The organism is Leptothoe sp. LEGE 181152, from assembly GCF_032906605.1.
Classification (GTDB): Bacteria; Cyanobacteriota; Cyanobacteriia; order Phormidesmidales; family Phormidesmidaceae; genus Leptothoe; species Leptothoe turfae.
This window is the reverse complement of record NZ_JASATU010000046.1, coordinates 1-15,882: the sequence shown is the minus strand read 5'-3', so window position 1 is coordinate 15,882 and position 15,882 is coordinate 1. Positions and strand designations below refer to the sequence as shown.

Here is a 15,882-nt window from a genome sequence, read left to right as displayed (position 1 = left end):
AGAGTGCAAAGGGCTACAGAGTCCACGAGGAGGCGCAAACAACTCGAAAACCGACGTAGTTGACCCTGCTGCCGCGCGCAAACCAGTTGCGATTGGCCGAGCGGCAGTTAACTGGATTGTTGAAACAGGAACCGCCCCGCAGCAGCCTACTTGCACTGTCATCATTAGATAACCAGGCACTGCCATCCGTAGGCGCGCCCTCGTAATTATCATGCCAATGGTCTAAACACCATTCCCACACATTGCCATGCATGTCATACAGGCCAAAGGCATTCGCAGGAAAGCTGCCGACATCTGTTGTCCGGTGTCGATACTCTCCTTTGGGACCGGAACCATAAGTATATTCGCCGTTATAATTCGCCAGGTCAGGAGTGATGGTTTCTCCACAGTGGAACGGGGTGGTCGTATCCGCTAGGCAAGCATATTCCCACTCAGCTTCACTGGGTAAACGATAGTCCCGCCCTGTTTTTTGCGACAGCCTTTTACAGAACTCAACTGCATCATCCCAAGTCACCGATTCAACCGGACGGTTCTCGCCGTTGAAACTAGCAGGATCAGTCGCTAGATCACGATCTATCTTAGGCAATGCTGCAATCGCTTTCCATTGAGCCTGGGTCACTGGGAACTTACCCATCAAAAAAGAGGTAACTGTTACTTCATGCTGGGGCCTTTCATCCGCCTCTCCCTGGCCATCGGGAGAGCCCATCTGAAAAGTCCCTCCTGGTATCATCATTAAATCAAGCGTAATCCCACCGTCTAACTCCTCGGTACGGAATTCAGCTTGCTTGCGCTCCACGGTAATGCTTTTATCTTGGACATTGACAGTGGCAACGTTAAATTCCGCCGTTGTACCCGCAGTCGTTGAAGGCTCAAGCTCAGGTAGCATCCAATCAGTGGCAGTGGACTGAAACAAGGCTCTTCCTAACAAAATCGTACCAATACCACCGCCTGTAAAACCGAGGATTTGAATCAGCCGCCGCCGACTTACCCGCTCACCCAGGGAATACGGGGACGTTGTTCTCGGAGAAGAATCGGAAACTTGACGCTGAGACTGACGGGAGGATGGAGCAGTCTGTTTAGGCTTCGCTGAGGGAGAAACAGCAAGCTTTGGAGCTGGGGGCTCTGAACAGACCTTAGGAACGCTTGGTTTAGGCGTAGTAGGCGGCTGTGGTGGCCTAGCCGAACGTGGCGTGATTGACGCTGACTCGGATGTCTGAGGTGGCTTTGGAGAAGGCGCACTTGGTCGAGCGGAACTCCCATCCCGAGACAAACGTTCAATCCCGGCGATCGCTTCTGGATCGCCAGGAGACACCATCAACACACGAATCCACAGCTGCCTGGCAGTTGGGCGATCGCGCTCCAATTCCGCTGTGAGTGCGTCATTTTTCAGGGCAACAACATCGGTCAGCGTTGCCTGAGTCGGCAGCAAAATTAAATGGTTTTTACTGGGGGGCTCAATCACACCATAGGGCGTTTGAGAAACACGCTTATATTGCCGAGTGAGCTGGGGCACGTAGTAACGAAGGCGCTGATACAGACGCTCCACGGTCGCGCAGTTGCCCTCGCCCTGCAGCCGCAGACTGTCTATCAAAACATGGGTAAAGGCTCCATGCTGCAGCTCCTGGATTTCGTAGGATGACTCCTCAGGGCTACAGGAAAACAGGGTGATCACCCCCTGCTGCTTTTCTTCCCCAATACCAACAGCGCCACGGCGACCTTCATAGCTCCGACAGGCATCAATCAGCAGGATGATATTATCTGCACCGCTGCGACGCAGACGTTCGCTAATGTAGTGAATCGGAATTGCTGACCCAGCCAGGTCGCCGCGATCGCCATCAATCGGCATGAGATAATCCCGATTCTGATCGCGGATGCCATGACCGGCGAAAAAGCACCACAGGTTATCGCCCTCGCGTAAAAACGGTTGATCAAATCGCTTGCGAAAGAATCGCCGTAATGTAGTACAGGTAGGATAAGCATCCAGATCGGGGCCATAGTCCTGGGGTATGGGCTCAGCGTCTTCTGCGAAGTGATAGACCCGCTCAAACTTAAGCTCGTCGCTAAAAAACTGACGGATCGAGTCCGCATCCCGCTTCGCGTAGTTCAGCCGCTGCAGGTAGCGATAGCCATTAATACCAATCGTGATCGCCCAGTTTCTGGCCATAACCAGGGGTTAGGAGTCAGTTAAGGATACGATATCCGAATTTCGAATTCCTCAAACAGGCTTGCCGCTGTATCCTAACTGCTTTTTCCGTCGGGGCGAACAAACTTCAGGGTAATGCCGCCGCTATTGCCGAGCTTGCCGCCATTCCCAACCAAGCTGAGCTGGCCTTCGGCATTGATCTCCACCGAAAGCTCTACTTCGTTAAGCTGCAAACTAGTGTCGGTTGTCGCCTGGTCAAACAGGTCATTAACGACAGCGAGCATCCCCTGCATCTGGGTTTTCAGCGCCTGGGCATCCAGGGGTACTCGCTTGCGTTGAAATTTCTGCGTAATGACTTCGACCGGTCCTCGCTTGGGTGCTTCTCCCCAGCCACCACCAGTATCAGTACTGTTACGCTCTCCTTCGATGGGGATGACGGCTTCAGTTTCTTCGACTGCGGCAATGATATAAAGCTGTGGTTCGTCAGACATGGGGGCAGGTCTCCTCACACCAGGTTAAGGGAGTGATGCAGCTAACCGTTCAGCCAGGCTTACCAGGCTATCTGCACCGTTTTATTTTCGGATACCTCGATGGGTATCGCCGGAGCAGGTCTGGACTCTTCTGTGGTACGCCCGACAGATTCCCACCTGCCAGTTCTGACCGGCTCGGTCCCAGGCAAAGCCTAGAAACCAGCCTTAGAAGAGTGCACGAGGAGGCGCAAACAACTCGAAAACCGTTGTTGTTGTTCCTGTTGTCGCGCGCGTTCCTGTTGCGATTGGCCGAGCGGCAGTTATCTGGATTGTTGTTCCAGGAACCGCCCCGCAGCAGCTAGCGGTGCCTACCCCAGCATTAGAATACAGGAGCAAACATCAGAATTCAGAAATTTTGGACAATCATTAGGATTTCAAGGTTTTAGCAAATACAAGCTGGCTAAAAATATCCTCCCGCAGATGACCGCTATCGCCATGTTTGAGGTGAGCGGCCCAGCTTTGGACTGACTGACTGAGGCGCTCAAAACTCATGCGATCCTTTGCGTAGGCTCGTTGCAACTGCTTGAAGCGAGCGCGAGCACGGCGCAGGTTATCGCTACGCACACGGATCCGATCTTGAAATACACGAAATCCGACAAAGTTGGCCCCATACGCTGTTTGAAACAGTTGGCTTTTGATGGGGTGAATCCTTAACCGAAGGCTAGCAAGATACTCTTCAATAGCTGTACGGGCCTCATAGAGATAATCATAGTCATCGGAGAAGAGCGCGAAGTCATCGACATATCTCAGATATTTAGGAGCTTTGAGCTGTTCTTTAACAAAGTGATCAAAGCCGTTGAGATAAATGTTGGCAAAGAACTGACTGGTGAGATTACCAATGGGCAGCCCTTTGCGACGCTCTAGTGGCGTCAGCAGGGTATCCCCAGGAAAGTACTCAATGGAGGGCTCTTGAGGGTTGCTGCCGTCGATTATGCTATCAATTAGCCACAGGGTATCCTGACACTTGATTTTACGACGAATCAAGCCTTTGAGAATCTCATGATCGATTGAGGGAAAGTATTTTCGGACGTCACATTGCAAGGCATAGTCGCTGGTACGGGCAAAGTGGGTGAAGCGCCTAAGAGCACGATGGGTACCAAAACCAAGCCGATTGGCATAGGAGTCAAAAATAAAGGTACGCTCAAAAATTGGCTGAATGATATTGCACAGGGCATGATGCACCACCCGGTCCCGATAAGGCGCAGCTGAGATTATTCTGGGTTTGGGTGAATAGACCTGAAACGTCCTATAGCAGCCAGGTTGGTAGGTTTTGGCTTTGAGGGCATGGTGCAGCTTCAGCAGCTCCTGCTCACGGTTATAGTTAAACGCTAAAACATTGGGTCGAAAACGCTTGCCACGCTGGGCCTGACGAGCCGCTAATAACAGATTTTCAAAATCAATCACCTGGGGCCACAGATTGCCATAGCGTTTCATGGTCTTGCCCGCTTTTGCTGTTTCATCCAGCCGCCTAGATCAGTCCCAATCGTGTTAATCAGGCTACTGGCGTATTCATAGCGACGCGGCTGAACCAGCTCAAAATCCAGCAGTAAACGGGTCTGATAACGCAGGATATCCAAGCTAGAGTTAATCGCCTTCAGTCGATTCAGCTTGTCATGGGTATAGCGGGCTTGGATCATCTCTTCCAGCAAACGATAGAGCCCAGTAATCATGCGATCTCCCAGGGTAAAACGGTAGTCGCGAGGCAAACGATGGAGGATCGGCACATACCATTTGATGAGATCGTAGGTTTTCTGAATAATGGGCAGGTCTTCCATAGGTCAAAAAATTTTCGAGCGCTTCGCGCAGAGCAAAGGGGAAAGTGTAGAGGGCAAAGCGCAAAAGAGCAATAGTACAAAGGATTACAGAGTCCACGAGGAGGCGCAAACAACTCGAAAACCGTCGTCGTAGATCCCGAAGTCGCGCGCGTACCTGAGGCGATAGGCCGAGCGGCAGTAATCTGGATAGACGTCCCAGGAACCGCCCCGCAGCACTCGCCTAGAGGAACCGCCACCTTTCGTCCAAGCACTGCCATCGGTTGGGGCTCCCTCGTAATTGTCATGCCAGTGGTCTAAGCACCATTCCCAGACATTGCCATGCATATCATGAAGTCCCCAGGCATTCGCCGGAAAGCTCCCCACATCCGTTGTTTCGCCTGTGCGGTAATTGGCCTGATCTGACGTCAAGGTGTCGCCAAAATAATATGGAGTCGTGGTCCTCGCTCGACAGGCATACTCCCATTCAGCCTCACTGGGCAGGCGATACTCTCGGCCTGTCTGCTTAGACAGCCGCTGGCAGAACTCAACCGCATCCTCCCAGGACACACACTCAACTGGACGGTGATCGCCTTTGAATTGGAATGGATCCGCCTTCAAGTCCCGTTCAACCTTAGGTAACGCTACAACCGCTTTCCACTGAGTCTGGGTTACCAGGTATTTCCCCATCAGAAATGGCTTAACTGTCACTTTATGCTGAGGTCGCTCAGAATCACGGCCCTCCCCATCCGGTGAGCCCATCAGAAAGCTCCCACCCGGAATCGGTACTAGCTCCAGACTGACTCCATTCCCCAGCTCTTCTCGCCGAGGCAGGGCACTGCCCTGCGTATCACCTGGGGCCTCAACGGGCGCTGATACAGGTGGCGCAGTAAACACCTGCAAACGGTCTGCTGACTCCTCATGTGGGGGTGGCGCAGCGGGCACCTCCGTAACTGAAGTCGCAATACTACGGCTACCGGCTGTTGCCGGTGGCGATGTGGGACCACCAGACGCCTGCTGGTTTTGTTTAATGGCAATACGGCCAATCGCGGCAACGGCATCTTGATCCGCTGGAGAGGCCGCCAAACACCGTATCCATAGCTGCTGTGCAAAGGTGAGGTCAGCTTCCAGCTCCGCTCTATAAGCCGTATTCTTGAGGGCCTGCACATCCTGTAACGTTGCCTGCTGGGGCAATAGAATTAAGCAATTTTTGGATAACGGTTCAACCGCTGTGTATGGCGTCTGAGATGGTTTGTTATACCGCTGATTTAGTTCTGGTACCTCATAGCGCAGATACTGATCCAATCGCTCCACCGTGGCGCAGTTTTGAGCACCCTGTAAGCGAAAGCCTTCTAGTAGCGCATAGGTAAAGGAACCATGCTCTAACTCTGTTATCTCATAGGATGATTCTCGGGGACTGCAGGAATAGATGGTCACTATCCCCTGCTGTTCTTCTACGCCAAATCCCTGGCCCCGTCGTCGTCCCTGGCTGCGGCACGCATCCAGCAAGAGCACCGTATTGTCAGCGCCACAATTGCGTAAATAGGCGGTGATGTCACTAATGCGAATCGCGGTCTCTTCCAGGTTTTCCGGATCTACATCAATTGGCATCAGGTAATCATGGCCCTCATGCAGCTCACCGTGACCGGCAAAGAAAAACCAGAAGTTATCGCCCACATTGAGAAACGAGCGCTGAAACCGCTCACGGAAAAACCGCTTGAGATTGGCAAAGGTGGGTAAGGACCGCATCAGCCCTCGGGGCGTCTCAATGCGAGGCGAGCTATCTGAGAAGTAATAAACCTGCTCAAACTGGACCTCATTCAAGAAAAAATCTCGGATAGACTCAGCATCCTGCACCGCATAGTTGAGCGACTGCAGGTTGTAGTAATCGTTGATGCCGATACAGATGGCCCAGTTTTTGCTCATAGCTCAGCGATTTCCAGGGGCGCATTTAGTTTAAACCACGAAAACGCGGTGGATCGGGATTTATGGGGAAGCAGAACCTCAGGGGTGCAGAGGTGTCCTTTCAGTCGTAGTGAGAACCTCTTACAGTTACCTCTCCCCTATTATCTCCGCGACTCGCACGCAATTCCATCCTCATCGCCATCTAGCCTATGCGGGTCTTCTCCAATCGTGACCACGTAAAATTCTTCTCTTCGATATCAGCGCAATCAACGTCATCCGCTGCCGTTCGATAAACGGGCACGCACGCCCCTGAATAACGCGGATCACATTCAGAGTCCTGAGCAACAGCAACGCCCATAAACAACGGAAACGTAGACAAAACAGCTAGTACGACTTTCATAGCAACCTCTACACAGAATCATCCATCCACCCACACTCACCACAATCCCAGTGCACACGGGGCGGCGTAGTCTGACGCATAGGCATTTCGCAGTTAGGACAACGGCCCGTAAACAACGGATGCCAGTCTAACAACGCTAACCGACGATCATCCGTGATCTGAGTATGTATCTGCGGTATCCAATCGCCAGCGTAGTATCCGCCTTCTAACGGCTCTCCACGGGGCGCTACAGCGTCAAAGTCGGGGCACTCGTCACCGTCTGGACCGCACGGGTTCACACCGCAGACCATGTAAGGACTGTGGGCGTAGAAACGGCAGCGATCGCAATTGGTAATTTTAGGCATATCAGTTACGTTTGCGATAGTCCCAGGGCTTCTCAGCCCCAGGATTTGCCCACACACCTGCTGACTGCTCCTTAGCAATATCTTCAGCCATCACTAACACCTGCGGCTGTGGGCAGCTGCTGGAATATCTCTCATAGTGATAGGCCATGCCATCCATCACCATCTGAGAATTTAGATGAATCTCTTCATCATCACCCAACTCAATAAACAAGTCCGCCACCGTTCGCCCATAGCGGTCTTTCTCAATGGGTACTACAATGATTTGCCCACCTTCACCTTGATCGACCAACGCCCGTAAGTGATCACGCGATGCAACGCCCATGGGCTGGTCTTTTTCAGGAGCGTCAACGCCGCAGAGGCGCAGCTTAATTTCTTTCGTACCATCGGTTACTCGCAGCGTATCGCCATCGTAGATGCTGCCAGGGACTAGCCACATGGTTTGACTTAGATGTTTCTCCCCTGGGATGACGTTAGTCACGGCTGAATTAACGGCTTTAACGGTGACTCCTGGTAGATACTGCGCCAGGACACTCAGGCCACAAAAGCCCAACACTGTCACTATGGGCATTACTCCCCGTCGCTGCCAAATTCTCATTACTCTTCCTCTACACGGAATACAGGATTTGCAGCATATCGCCATACGCAGGAACCATCATTAATAACAGTCCCTACTCTGTTAACCGCTCCCACCAGAGCATAGAGTTCCTCAATAACTCGCTGGTGCTGAATAATATTCTCTTCACAACGAGCGGCCATATCTTCTGTTCGTTGCCAGACTCGTAACATCGCATCCGTGCTGCTCTGACCCGTGCGATATTTAGCCTCAGTTACCATCTGCCGCTGGCGCTGGGTGTCCAAGCGTGTTGCTAGCATCCGCCCTTCAAGCTTCAGGGATTGATGGTCTAAAACGGCATCGAGAACATCGTTAGCAATCTCCTCTGCCACTTCTTCACGGCGGCGGATCAGGTTAGCCGTTTCTAGCTCCAGGTTTGCGATCGCAAGCCGATCCCGCTGCACATCCCCACCACCGAGAACGTTCTGCACCAGCCTGATTGGGTCCAGAGTCAAATAGTTGGTCCATTGTCGCGACTCTGCATAATCCTGACGTTCAGCCGTAAGTTCTAATTGTTGGTTGATCGCCTCAATCTCCGACGAATGATCAATTGCTTGCTGCGTCAGCTGGGCCAGGCACTCCATTGAGTTGATCAGGCACGGCAACGCCAGCACCGGCGCGCACCATAAGAGTGATTTCAGCACTAAGCAGCCCATCGCTGCTTTGGCCCAGCCATTTGATACGGCGAATCCGTCCCGAGTAGGGACTCCTGACCACTGCCAAGTTTGCGATCGCATTTTCCACCTCGTCTACCCTGAGCTGCGTTTGGGCCAGTTGAAAGTCTCGGTCCCGTAAACGCTGTTCATAGTTAGCCCACTGCTGTTGGTAACTGAGCATGGCATGGGTGCGGCTACTGACATCGGCGGCCATGGTAACGGAATGGTCATACTCAGCAGTGGACCGTTTACCCAGGGCCAACTGATAGTCACGCACAGCGGCAGTGTGGTCACGTTGCAACTCCGCTAGCTTTGCGGTTTCGTGCTCCATTACCAGCGGTTCGAGGTGGGGCAGCTGGCCCAGATAGTCGATTTCTTGATGCTTCGCCGTTATCAGCGCTTCGGCCTGGTCTACGTCGGCCTTAGCGCGGGCGATAGCGGCGGTTTCTTCGAGGTAAGTGGGCGTTGCAATCGGTGGCGGTGTGGCCGGTGGTAGTGGCGGGGTAATGGTGGAATGCTCTAGGCGTTGCAGCGTTAGGTCTAATTGCTTGGCTTGGGCTTCGAGGCGGTTGCGATCTCGGGTGAGATCGGCGATGAGCTGGCCCACGGAGATGCGATCGCCTTCAGCAACTTTAAGGTCGTTGGGGTCGGTGATGGAGACGTTGATAGTGAGGCGGCGGGGGGCTTCGTTAGGTTGGGTGGGTTGTTGTGGAGTCGAGGTAGGCGTAATGAAGCTGGGCTGTTGGGCCATTGCCACGCCAGCCACGGCAAGTAATACTAGCGCATAAGGAATTAAACCTTTCACAGACCATGAACATCGTCATCGTCTGAATAATGCCCAGTTGCATGGTGAGCTAATGTACAGATATCTTGCACTGTCCCCCCATCCCGCATATGAAAGAAGCCCAGCTCATCAAGGTTCTATTTCTTTCATCTGAGCCCACTGATACAGCTCGATTACGCTTAGGGCAAGAACTAAGAGACATTCGTGCAAAGATTCAAATGGCGAAACAGAGAGATTATCTCGTCTTAGAATCTAGGGAAGCCACACGACCTGGAGACATCACCCAAGCAATCTTTGATGTTGATCCTCAAATTATTCATTTTTCAGGACATGGTACTAGCGCAGGTGAACTTTGTTTTGAAAATTCAGTAGGAACAAGTCAACCTGTTCAAGCTGAAGCACTAGCCACATTATTTCAGCTTGTAAGTGAGCAAATCAATTGTGTACTACTCAACGCATGTTATTCCGAAATTCAAGCCGAAGCCATCGCTCAATATATTCCTTATGTAATCGGAATGAATCAAGTCATTGGCGATCAAGCAGCCATAACCTTTGCAACTGGCTTCTACAAAGCGCTGGGTGCAAATAGGACTATTGAGCAAGCCTATAAGTTTGGGTGTATTGAGATTCAACTCGAAGGTATACCAGAGCATTTAACCCCTGTCCTAAAAACAAAAGGAGACCACCAGAAAGAAACAAGTATTCAGAAACTAGAAAAAGAGACAGGCATTCAGCAAAAAAAGTTTGTTTTAGTACTCAGTGCCACCATTGATGAAATTGATAAACCAATAGCAGAAGCAATTGTTGAACACTTGAAGAAAGTATCAGGGGATTACTCAATCACCTTAAATGAAATAGCCGTAGGAAGTGTCAGGTTACTACTCGAAGGTTCAGAGCAGGGAATAAGGATATTAGAAACTCTATTTTTATCAGGTGAATTAAACGAATTACTAGGTTTTCTAGTTACAGACATCATTAATCCTAGGGATCAAGAAAAAGATATAAAAGCTTTAACAGAAAGAGCTTTAGGAAGTCTTTTATATAGATACCCATACCTATATTTCAGTTGTCTAAAAAGAAAAGACCAAAATATATTGGCAGCAGAGAACGATATTTTGGCTTTACGGCAAAAAGCACAAATAAACTTCGAGCAATCACTTAAAACCTATATAAATCAGAAATATATTCAACATTTACCCTCAGATGCTTTTAGAAGATCACAAGAGAATCCAACCCTTCTTTACGATATAGAATTAAATAGGGCTCTGAATTATTTTTCTCCTAACAGATTAGATTCACTAAAGGACTCTGCTCAAAGATTGCTAATATCTTGGGAAACTGAAGGAATAAGAATTAACAAATTCACAGAAGATATTATAAATTTCTTGCTTACAGATCTTAAAGGTTATAGAAACAGTTTTTTAAGGCGGAAGCTTGAACCCATATTTTCAGATATAGACATACAAAATTCAGCTCTAACGCGCACAACTAAAACTCTTATTTTTTCAAGAGTATTAGATTGTTTAGTATGTGGGCAAAGATCAGAAACAGCAAATCTCAATTCTTTTTTTATCTTACTAAAGAGGATTGGTAGTCTAGAATTTATCAGAATACTATTAAAAATAGTGCTGCTATCTAAAATTAACAGACCTACTTTAGAGTCTAGATTTTCTATTATATTTGAATCTTATAGTAATGAAATTTGTAGCAATATTATCTGGTTAGTTGATGCACTCGAATACTTAAATGTTGCTTTAAGTATCAATTTTCCAACTAAGAATTCTCTATGATGCTAAGAACTGTCACCGTACCTGTCGCCCACTGATCACTCAACAACGACATCGCAACTTCCAACTCACAATAAGCCAACTCTACCGACTCACCCACCACCGTCACCACTGGCAGCTGCTTCGGCAGCATCGTAGGCGTTACCTCCTCAGGAAAATCCACCGTAATCGAACCACTCACATAGACTCGCGCTGAAGGATTCGCCATCCGCAACGCCTGCAACCGCGATACTACATCCTCATCATTCAACGTAAGCGTCTGCGTCGTCCGCGTCATCGCCGCACCGGTCGCCGTCGTCAGCTTCTCGACCAAAATTTGCTGCCCTGTCCGATAAACACCCTGGCCATCAGTGACGATAAACTCATTACCCACCGCATCCAATATCAGATAGCGTCCATCCGCTCGGGTGCGGTCATCGGCCCACACGCCTGTCACTTCCGCGTACACCTCAGCGCTGGCCGCATTGGCGTTATACGTCGCCACCGCGCCATCTCGCAGGCCCAAACCTTGACTTACCTGTGTTTGCACACCACCCGCACCGGCTAGCCAGATACCCAACAGCAACAAACCCACCGCCACCGTCAGCACCCAATACTCTGCCGGTCCCCCCGTCCGTATCCGGCGCTTGGGGTTCGACACACTGATCGCCCAGGCGGGGTCAGGCCAAAACAGCTGAACGCCCTGGCGCGTAAAACAGTCACTGAAGCAGCTGAGCACATGACCCAGGGGCACCGCTGCCGCTGTCTTGATATCGCCCAGCGCTGCCCCCAGACTCAGGGAGACCACCGCGATCACCACCGTCGCCACCAGCGAATGGGTGACGCTGCGATGGGGAAAACGATCCTCAATCCATGAGCTGATGGGATAAAAGACCTGGCCAATAATGCTGGTCGTTGTGTCGATGTCGGGGAGCTGACTACCCAGGACGGCCAGCGCTAACGGTAGGGGTTGGGCGGTGCCGAGTAGTAAGGATGCGCCTGCGGTTGCGATCGCGGCATGGGTAATCGCCATCATTGGCCCAACCCCCGGCAACCGTTGCTTTTAATCGTCGTGGGCTGCTCCATCATCGCTGTCAGTGCTGGACAGGTCTAAGTTGCCCAGGGATGACGGTTAGGTTGGGATTGGCAGCAGGAGAGTATTTTCAATCTTTTCCCGTACTGAGCGGGTAACGTAGCAATCACTGTTGAGACAATCCACCAGCAGCTGATTAGCCTCGTAGTACTGCAATAGCTTATTTAGCTGCTCATGGCTGAACTGCCACTTATGGCCAACATTGCGATGCTCAATCATCACGGTTCTTAGTTCTTCAGTCCAAGCCTTACCATTTGTCTGCCACCACTGGTTGAACGCTTCGAAATTTCTAATTTGCTCAGGTAGTTGATCTTTCAGATGATGTAGCGCTTGTTGTAATGCAGGCTCACTAGCGCTGGCACTGGCACTGTCGAGGGCGCGGGCGAGGTCGCCATGGCGGGAAGAAAGGTTGCTGTCACGGGCAAAGGCGAGGGTAAAGACACGGGCAAGGGCGCTGTCGCGGGCAAGGGCGCTGTCGCTGTCGACAGCGAGGGCAATGTTAAGGACGCGGGCAAGAGCGTTGTCGCGGGCGAGGTCACGAGCGAGGACGCTGTCGTTGTTGTCAGCGCTGGCGAAGGCGAAGGCGCGGGCGTTAGCAAGAGCGTTGTCACGGGCGAGGTCACGGGCAAGGGCGCTGTCGAGGGCAAGGGCGAGGGTGACAGCGAGGGCGCTATCGCGGGCGAGGTCACGGGCGAGGGCGCGGATGAGGGCAAGGTAGAAAGCGCGAACAGCAGCTGGTTTATAGCTAAATTCAACAGAACTCGTCTTCTCTCTTCCCCAAATGAGGAACTCTTTTAGCTGCTCATCTCCAGCTAAAAGAGAATCAACCTGAGCTTTCATTAATTCCAATAAATAATCTGCTTCTGGCAGCATCTCTGCTGTCAGCAAAAAGACTTCTCGCCAACGTTTCTCCGCGATGTGAACCACCAGCGCTTGTAAGGACTGCTCAAGATCCTTGGGGTTACGGATTGCAATAACATTCCTGGCTGCGAAGTACTCCTGAAAGGTTAAATGAGAAAATGAGTAGATATGTCGTGCCCTCTCAACCAGAAGACCATGTTGAGCCTCAATCGAACGCAACACTTTACGACTACTAACCAGCAGCGCCTCGGGATCTGTTTGGACGTCAGGTAAGTTTTGGATATAGTCAGAAATTGGTAACTCTAGTGTTTTCCGCTTGAAGAAATACGCGCTTTTAGTAAAGGTGGTAAAAGCGATATGGCTAAGCAGATCTTCCTTTCGCTTGGTGGATAGTTTTTTATAGATTTGATCTCGTTCAATATCTCGACTGTCATCCCACTTCTCTAACAAAAGTTCAATCCCTTCTTCGTAGAGTTCAGCTCGACTATCTTTGAATTTACCTTTTTCCTCAAAGATGAGACACAGCAACGTCAACAGCAGAGGATTGGTCGCCAGTTCTTGAATGCGCTGATTTTCCTTTAGTTTTGCGATAAACTTATTCGCTTTAGCTGGATGCTTGAGGCGAAACCAATTTGTGGCAACCTCAGCAATCTGCTGCTCATCAAAATCAGCAACTTCCACCTCTGTAAATTGCTGAAACGCATAGTCCTGTGCAGCAATGCGACAGGTAACCACAAATTGGTTCTCTGGATAGCGATCGGCAACAGATTGAATTTCTCGTAAAACCCGACTGGCGTCTTCTTCTCTCACCTCATCAAGACCATCGAGCAGCAGCAAGGCTCGACCTGCTTTCAAAACCATCGAAAGATCACCAACACTGACATCAGTCAGCAACCACAGCATAAACGTCAACAAGTCTGGGTGATTACGAGCTTCAGCAAAATTTTTCAATGTGATAAATATAGGTACACAATTTGCCTGAAAATCACCTGCACTACACTGAATCGCTAAATATTTTAAGAATGTAGTTTTACCTGCTCCGGGCTTACCCAGTACCATCAGTTTTTGATACTGCTGCACCGCTTCCAGACCTGGCACTCGCTTCTGTGCAACTTGCCCTAACCCAATCCGATCGAAATCCTCTGGATTAAAATCCTTCAACAGTTCAGCCATGTCCAGCCGCCGTCGCCCAGTCAGCTTCTCTAGAATATTGACATTGGTATAGATATCCCCCAGTCCTATTGGCTGCTCCATATCCAGCACCCGCATCGTGCTACACCGTTCCTGAATAATGACCTTAACCTTCTGTCGACAGGCTTTGACCAATACCTTAATATCAACATTGGGCGATTCAATCGGTGCTACTTCTAATGTTTTCTGTTGCTGCTCAAGCAGGAAAACCTGAAGTCGATAAAACTTACCAGGCCCTTTGCCACCGATGCTGAACTTGCTATAGATGCCCGTCAACCGATTACGAAGCGCACTATGCGAAATATTGAGGTCATCAGCCACCTCAAGCTCATCACCATCGCCACTATAGAGTTCAACAAATACCTCTTCCTGCTCGGGAGAAAGTACATATTTACGAGCGATGGCCGTTAAAAACTCACGGGATAAGGCACTCATGTGAACAATGGTTTCATGGACTTGTTAACGCTAGGGTAACCCACCCAAACCCAACTTTCAGCCAGCTTTAGCAAGAAATCAGGCCATGTTGGCCTATGTCGGGCAATGTGTGGGCGAAACCTCCAAAATCCCCTTGGGATAGTGGATACAGCAAAAAATACCCCAAGGTAAAACCATGAAAAACCTGAACATCACATCCGCGTTCCAGCAAGTCTTCTTCACCGTCGTATTCCTCACCCTGCTATCCGGCGGCACCTCCCTCACCCTCGCGGCCCAAAAGAACCTCTCCTCCCACCAAGACCGTATCTTTGAAAGTGCTACAACTACATGGCAAATGGGCGTAGGCGCAATCTTTGGACTCCTAGGCAGCAAAGCCACTGACCTATTTCAAGCCGAAGACAATGAAGACTAATAAAAAGGGCGGTCCTCACTGCCCCAACCGCTTCCGCGCTCCTCTCACCTGCCCCAACTGCTTCATCGTCATCCCAGCAACCAGAGCCGTACCACCAAATATATATAGACTCTTATTCCGCGTACCCATCCCAATAAACCGCACGATACCAAACGCCATCAAACAGGCGATCACAATCGGCATCACCACCACATACTGCGTATGCTGCGGACTCGCTGACCGATTCAGCCCCAACCGCTCATTCCTAACCACCTTCCGTGCCAGCATCGGATTCCGTCCCGCCAACGGTTGCAACGCCGCTAACCGCGACTTACTCAGCTGCAGCCCCATCCGCTCCGCCTCAGCCTGCATCGTCTCGCGGATAATCTGATCCGTGGGTAGCTCCAGCTCGATTTCCAACATCTCCAAAAAGATGTCCTTTCCAGGGTTCGCCGCCGCAAAGCAAACCACCCGCACACCAGCATTAATCAAGTCTTCCAGCCAGTAACGAATCCCCGTAGACAGCCGCTTCGCCTCAGGCAGAATAAGCAGCGTTTGCGGTCCCACGTTCTCCGCAATCTCATCCTTCAGCTGATCCATCGTCAGCGCCCGTTCACCACAGGGCTCACCATGCTTGTCGTACTTCGTTTCCTCAGTGGGGATATCCAGCTGCTCGGCCAGGCGCACGAAAAAGCGTTTACCACTGCCTTTGTAGACGGCGGAGGCAATAGACAACTCATCACTAAACAACCGCACCAGCTGCCGGGGCATCTCCCCCACCATCCCAGTTTCCGCCAACACCAAAACGCTGCTACCCGACTCGATAGCAGCGCATACCTTTTGGAAGTCAGCGGAGTGATTATCTAGGCAACCTGCATCTGTTGACGGCATTGGTTGAGAAGATCGGCGGCTATCTTCTGAGCATTGAACTTTGGGGCAGATGCTGCCCGTACTTGGTCTACCTTCGCCTTTGTCGTCGGATGCAGGTCCTCGTAGCTCATCTGGTTGGCCATCGCCAT

At 50.8% G+C, this 15,882-nt stretch carries 17 protein-coding genes; 2 read left to right on the top strand and 15 right to left on the bottom strand.

Annotated features, from left to right (window positions below; genetic code table 11):
- Positions 1-13 precede the first annotated feature (13 nt).
- The 12 genes from QGP82_RS22245 to QGP82_RS22190 form a co-directional block, all read right to left on the bottom strand.
- Positions 14-2,164, bottom strand: coding sequence for an SUMF1/EgtB/PvdO family nonheme iron enzyme (locus QGP82_RS22245; protein WP_499061069.1), 2,151 nt, complete (start codon positions 2,162-2,164; stop codon positions 14-16).
- A gap of 74 nt (positions 2,165-2,238) precedes the next feature.
- Complete coding sequence (locus QGP82_RS22240) at positions 2,239-2,634, bottom strand: Pepco domain-containing protein (protein ID WP_499061068.1); 396 nt, start codon at positions 2,632-2,634, stop codon at positions 2,239-2,241.
- Between the two features lie 67 nt (positions 2,635-2,701).
- Complete coding sequence (locus QGP82_RS22235; protein WP_499061111.1) at positions 2,702-2,968, bottom strand: SUMF1/EgtB/PvdO family nonheme iron enzyme; 267 nt, start codon at positions 2,966-2,968, stop codon at positions 2,702-2,704.
- Positions 2,969-3,039: 71 nt separating this feature from the next.
- Entirely contained in the window at positions 3,040-4,107 is a 1,068-nt protein-coding gene (locus tag QGP82_RS22230; RefSeq protein WP_499061067.1) for a reverse transcriptase domain-containing protein, read from the bottom strand.
- Positions 4,104-4,448, bottom strand: coding sequence for a diversity-generating retroelement protein Avd (gene avd / locus QGP82_RS22225; RefSeq protein WP_499061066.1), 345 nt, complete (start codon positions 4,446-4,448; stop codon positions 4,104-4,106). Before avd ends, QGP82_RS22230 begins: the two co-directional genes overlap by 4 nt.
- Before the next feature lie 84 nt (positions 4,449-4,532).
- Entirely contained in the window at positions 4,533-6,350 is a 1,818-nt protein-coding gene (locus QGP82_RS22220) for an SUMF1/EgtB/PvdO family nonheme iron enzyme (protein WP_499061065.1), read from the bottom strand.
- 140 nt (positions 6,351-6,490) lie between these two features.
- The gene (locus QGP82_RS22215) at positions 6,491-6,565 is read right to left on the bottom strand and encodes an excalibur calcium-binding domain-containing protein (RefSeq protein WP_499061110.1); all 75 of its coding nucleotides are present in this window, start codon (positions 6,563-6,565) and stop codon (positions 6,491-6,493) included.
- Positions 6,532-6,729, bottom strand: coding sequence for a hypothetical protein (locus tag QGP82_RS22210; protein WP_499061064.1), 198 nt, complete (start codon positions 6,727-6,729; stop codon positions 6,532-6,534). Before QGP82_RS22210 ends, QGP82_RS22215 begins: the two co-directional genes overlap by 34 nt.
- Positions 6,730-6,737: 8 nt before the next feature.
- Positions 6,738-7,073, bottom strand: a complete 336-nt coding sequence (locus QGP82_RS22205) for a hypothetical protein (protein ID WP_499061063.1) — start codon at positions 7,071-7,073, stop codon at positions 6,738-6,740.
- A 1-nt stretch (position 7,074) separates the two neighbouring features.
- A complete protein-coding gene (locus QGP82_RS22200; RefSeq protein ID WP_499061062.1) occupies positions 7,075-7,668 on the bottom strand; it encodes a thermonuclease family protein in 594 nt (197 codons plus the stop codon).
- Positions 7,668-8,270, bottom strand: a complete 603-nt coding sequence (locus tag QGP82_RS22195; RefSeq protein ID WP_499061061.1) for a hypothetical protein — start codon at positions 8,268-8,270, stop codon at positions 7,668-7,670. The genes QGP82_RS22200 and QGP82_RS22195 overlap by 1 nt, the downstream gene beginning before the upstream one ends.
- Entirely contained in the window at positions 8,233-9,108 is an 876-nt protein-coding gene (locus QGP82_RS22190) for a hypothetical protein (protein ID WP_499061060.1), read from the bottom strand. Before QGP82_RS22190 ends, QGP82_RS22195 begins: the two co-directional genes overlap by 38 nt.
- Before the next feature lie 128 nt (positions 9,109-9,236).
- On the opposite strand from QGP82_RS22190, the gene QGP82_RS22185 reads away from it, so the two are divergent.
- Entirely contained in the window at positions 9,237-10,916 is a 1,680-nt protein-coding gene (locus QGP82_RS22185) for a Sll1247 family protein (protein WP_499061059.1), read from the top strand.
- On the opposite strand, the gene QGP82_RS22180 is transcribed toward QGP82_RS22185, so the two are convergent.
- Positions 10,900-11,928 carry a metal-dependent hydrolase gene (locus QGP82_RS22180; protein ID WP_499061058.1) on the bottom strand — a complete coding sequence of 343 codons (1,029 nt, stop codon included), beginning with the start codon at positions 11,926-11,928 and terminating at the stop codon, positions 10,900-10,902. The two genes, QGP82_RS22185 and QGP82_RS22180, sit on opposite strands and share 17 nt — an antisense overlap.
- Before the next feature lie 96 nt (positions 11,929-12,024).
- Positions 12,025-14,472, bottom strand: a complete 2,448-nt coding sequence (locus QGP82_RS22175; protein WP_499061057.1) for an NACHT domain-containing protein — start codon at positions 14,470-14,472, stop codon at positions 12,025-12,027.
- Positions 14,473-14,647: 175 nt separating this feature from the next.
- On the opposite strand from QGP82_RS22175, the gene QGP82_RS22170 reads away from it, so the two are divergent.
- Complete coding sequence (locus QGP82_RS22170) at positions 14,648-14,884, top strand: hypothetical protein (protein ID WP_499061056.1); 237 nt, start codon at positions 14,648-14,650, stop codon at positions 14,882-14,884.
- A 15-nt stretch (positions 14,885-14,899) separates the two neighbouring features.
- Here the strand turns inward: QGP82_RS22170 and QGP82_RS22165 are convergent, their stop codons facing one another.
- Positions 14,900-15,754: a hypothetical protein gene (locus QGP82_RS22165; protein ID WP_499061055.1), complete on the bottom strand. Its 855-nt coding sequence runs from the start codon at positions 15,752-15,754 to the stop codon at positions 14,900-14,902.
- Positions 15,755-15,882: the final 128 nt, after the last annotated feature.

Coding starts and splice junctions, on each gene's coding strand:
- QGP82_RS22245 (WP_499061069.1), bottom strand. CDS start 2,164: ATGGCCAGAAACTGGGCGATCACGATTGGTATTAATGGCTATCGCTAC.
- QGP82_RS22240 (WP_499061068.1), bottom strand. CDS start 2,634: ATGTCTGACGAACCACAGCTTTATATCATTGCCGCAGTCGAAGAAACT.
- QGP82_RS22230 (WP_499061067.1), bottom strand. CDS start 4,107: ATGAAACGCTATGGCAATCTGTGGCCCCAGGTGATTGATTTTGAAAAT.
- avd (WP_499061066.1), bottom strand. CDS start 4,448: ATGGAAGACCTGCCCATTATTCAGAAAACCTACGATCTCATCAAATGG.
- QGP82_RS22220 (WP_499061065.1), bottom strand. CDS start 6,350: ATGAGCAAAAACTGGGCCATCTGTATCGGCATCAACGATTACTACAAC.
- QGP82_RS22210 (WP_499061064.1), bottom strand. CDS start 6,729: ATGAAAGTCGTACTAGCTGTTTTGTCTACGTTTCCGTTGTTTATGGGC.
- QGP82_RS22205 (WP_499061063.1), bottom strand. CDS start 7,073: ATGCCTAAAATTACCAATTGCGATCGCTGCCGTTTCTACGCCCACAGT.
- QGP82_RS22200 (WP_499061062.1), bottom strand. CDS start 7,668: ATGAGAATTTGGCAGCGACGGGGAGTAATGCCCATAGTGACAGTGTTG.
- QGP82_RS22195 (WP_499061061.1), bottom strand. CDS start 8,270: ATGGAGTGCCTGGCCCAGCTGACGCAGCAAGCAATTGATCATTCGTCG.
- QGP82_RS22185 (WP_499061059.1), top strand. CDS start 9,237: ATGAAAGAAGCCCAGCTCATCAAGGTTCTATTTCTTTCATCTGAGCCC.
- QGP82_RS22180 (WP_499061058.1), bottom strand. CDS start 11,928: ATGATGGCGATTACCCATGCCGCGATCGCAACCGCAGGCGCATCCTTA.
- QGP82_RS22175 (WP_499061057.1), bottom strand. CDS start 14,472: ATGAGTGCCTTATCCCGTGAGTTTTTAACGGCCATCGCTCGTAAATAT.
- QGP82_RS22170 (WP_499061056.1), top strand. CDS start 14,648: ATGAAAAACCTGAACATCACATCCGCGTTCCAGCAAGTCTTCTTCACC.
- QGP82_RS22165 (WP_499061055.1), bottom strand. CDS start 15,754: ATGCCGTCAACAGATGCAGGTTGCCTAGATAATCACTCCGCTGACTTC.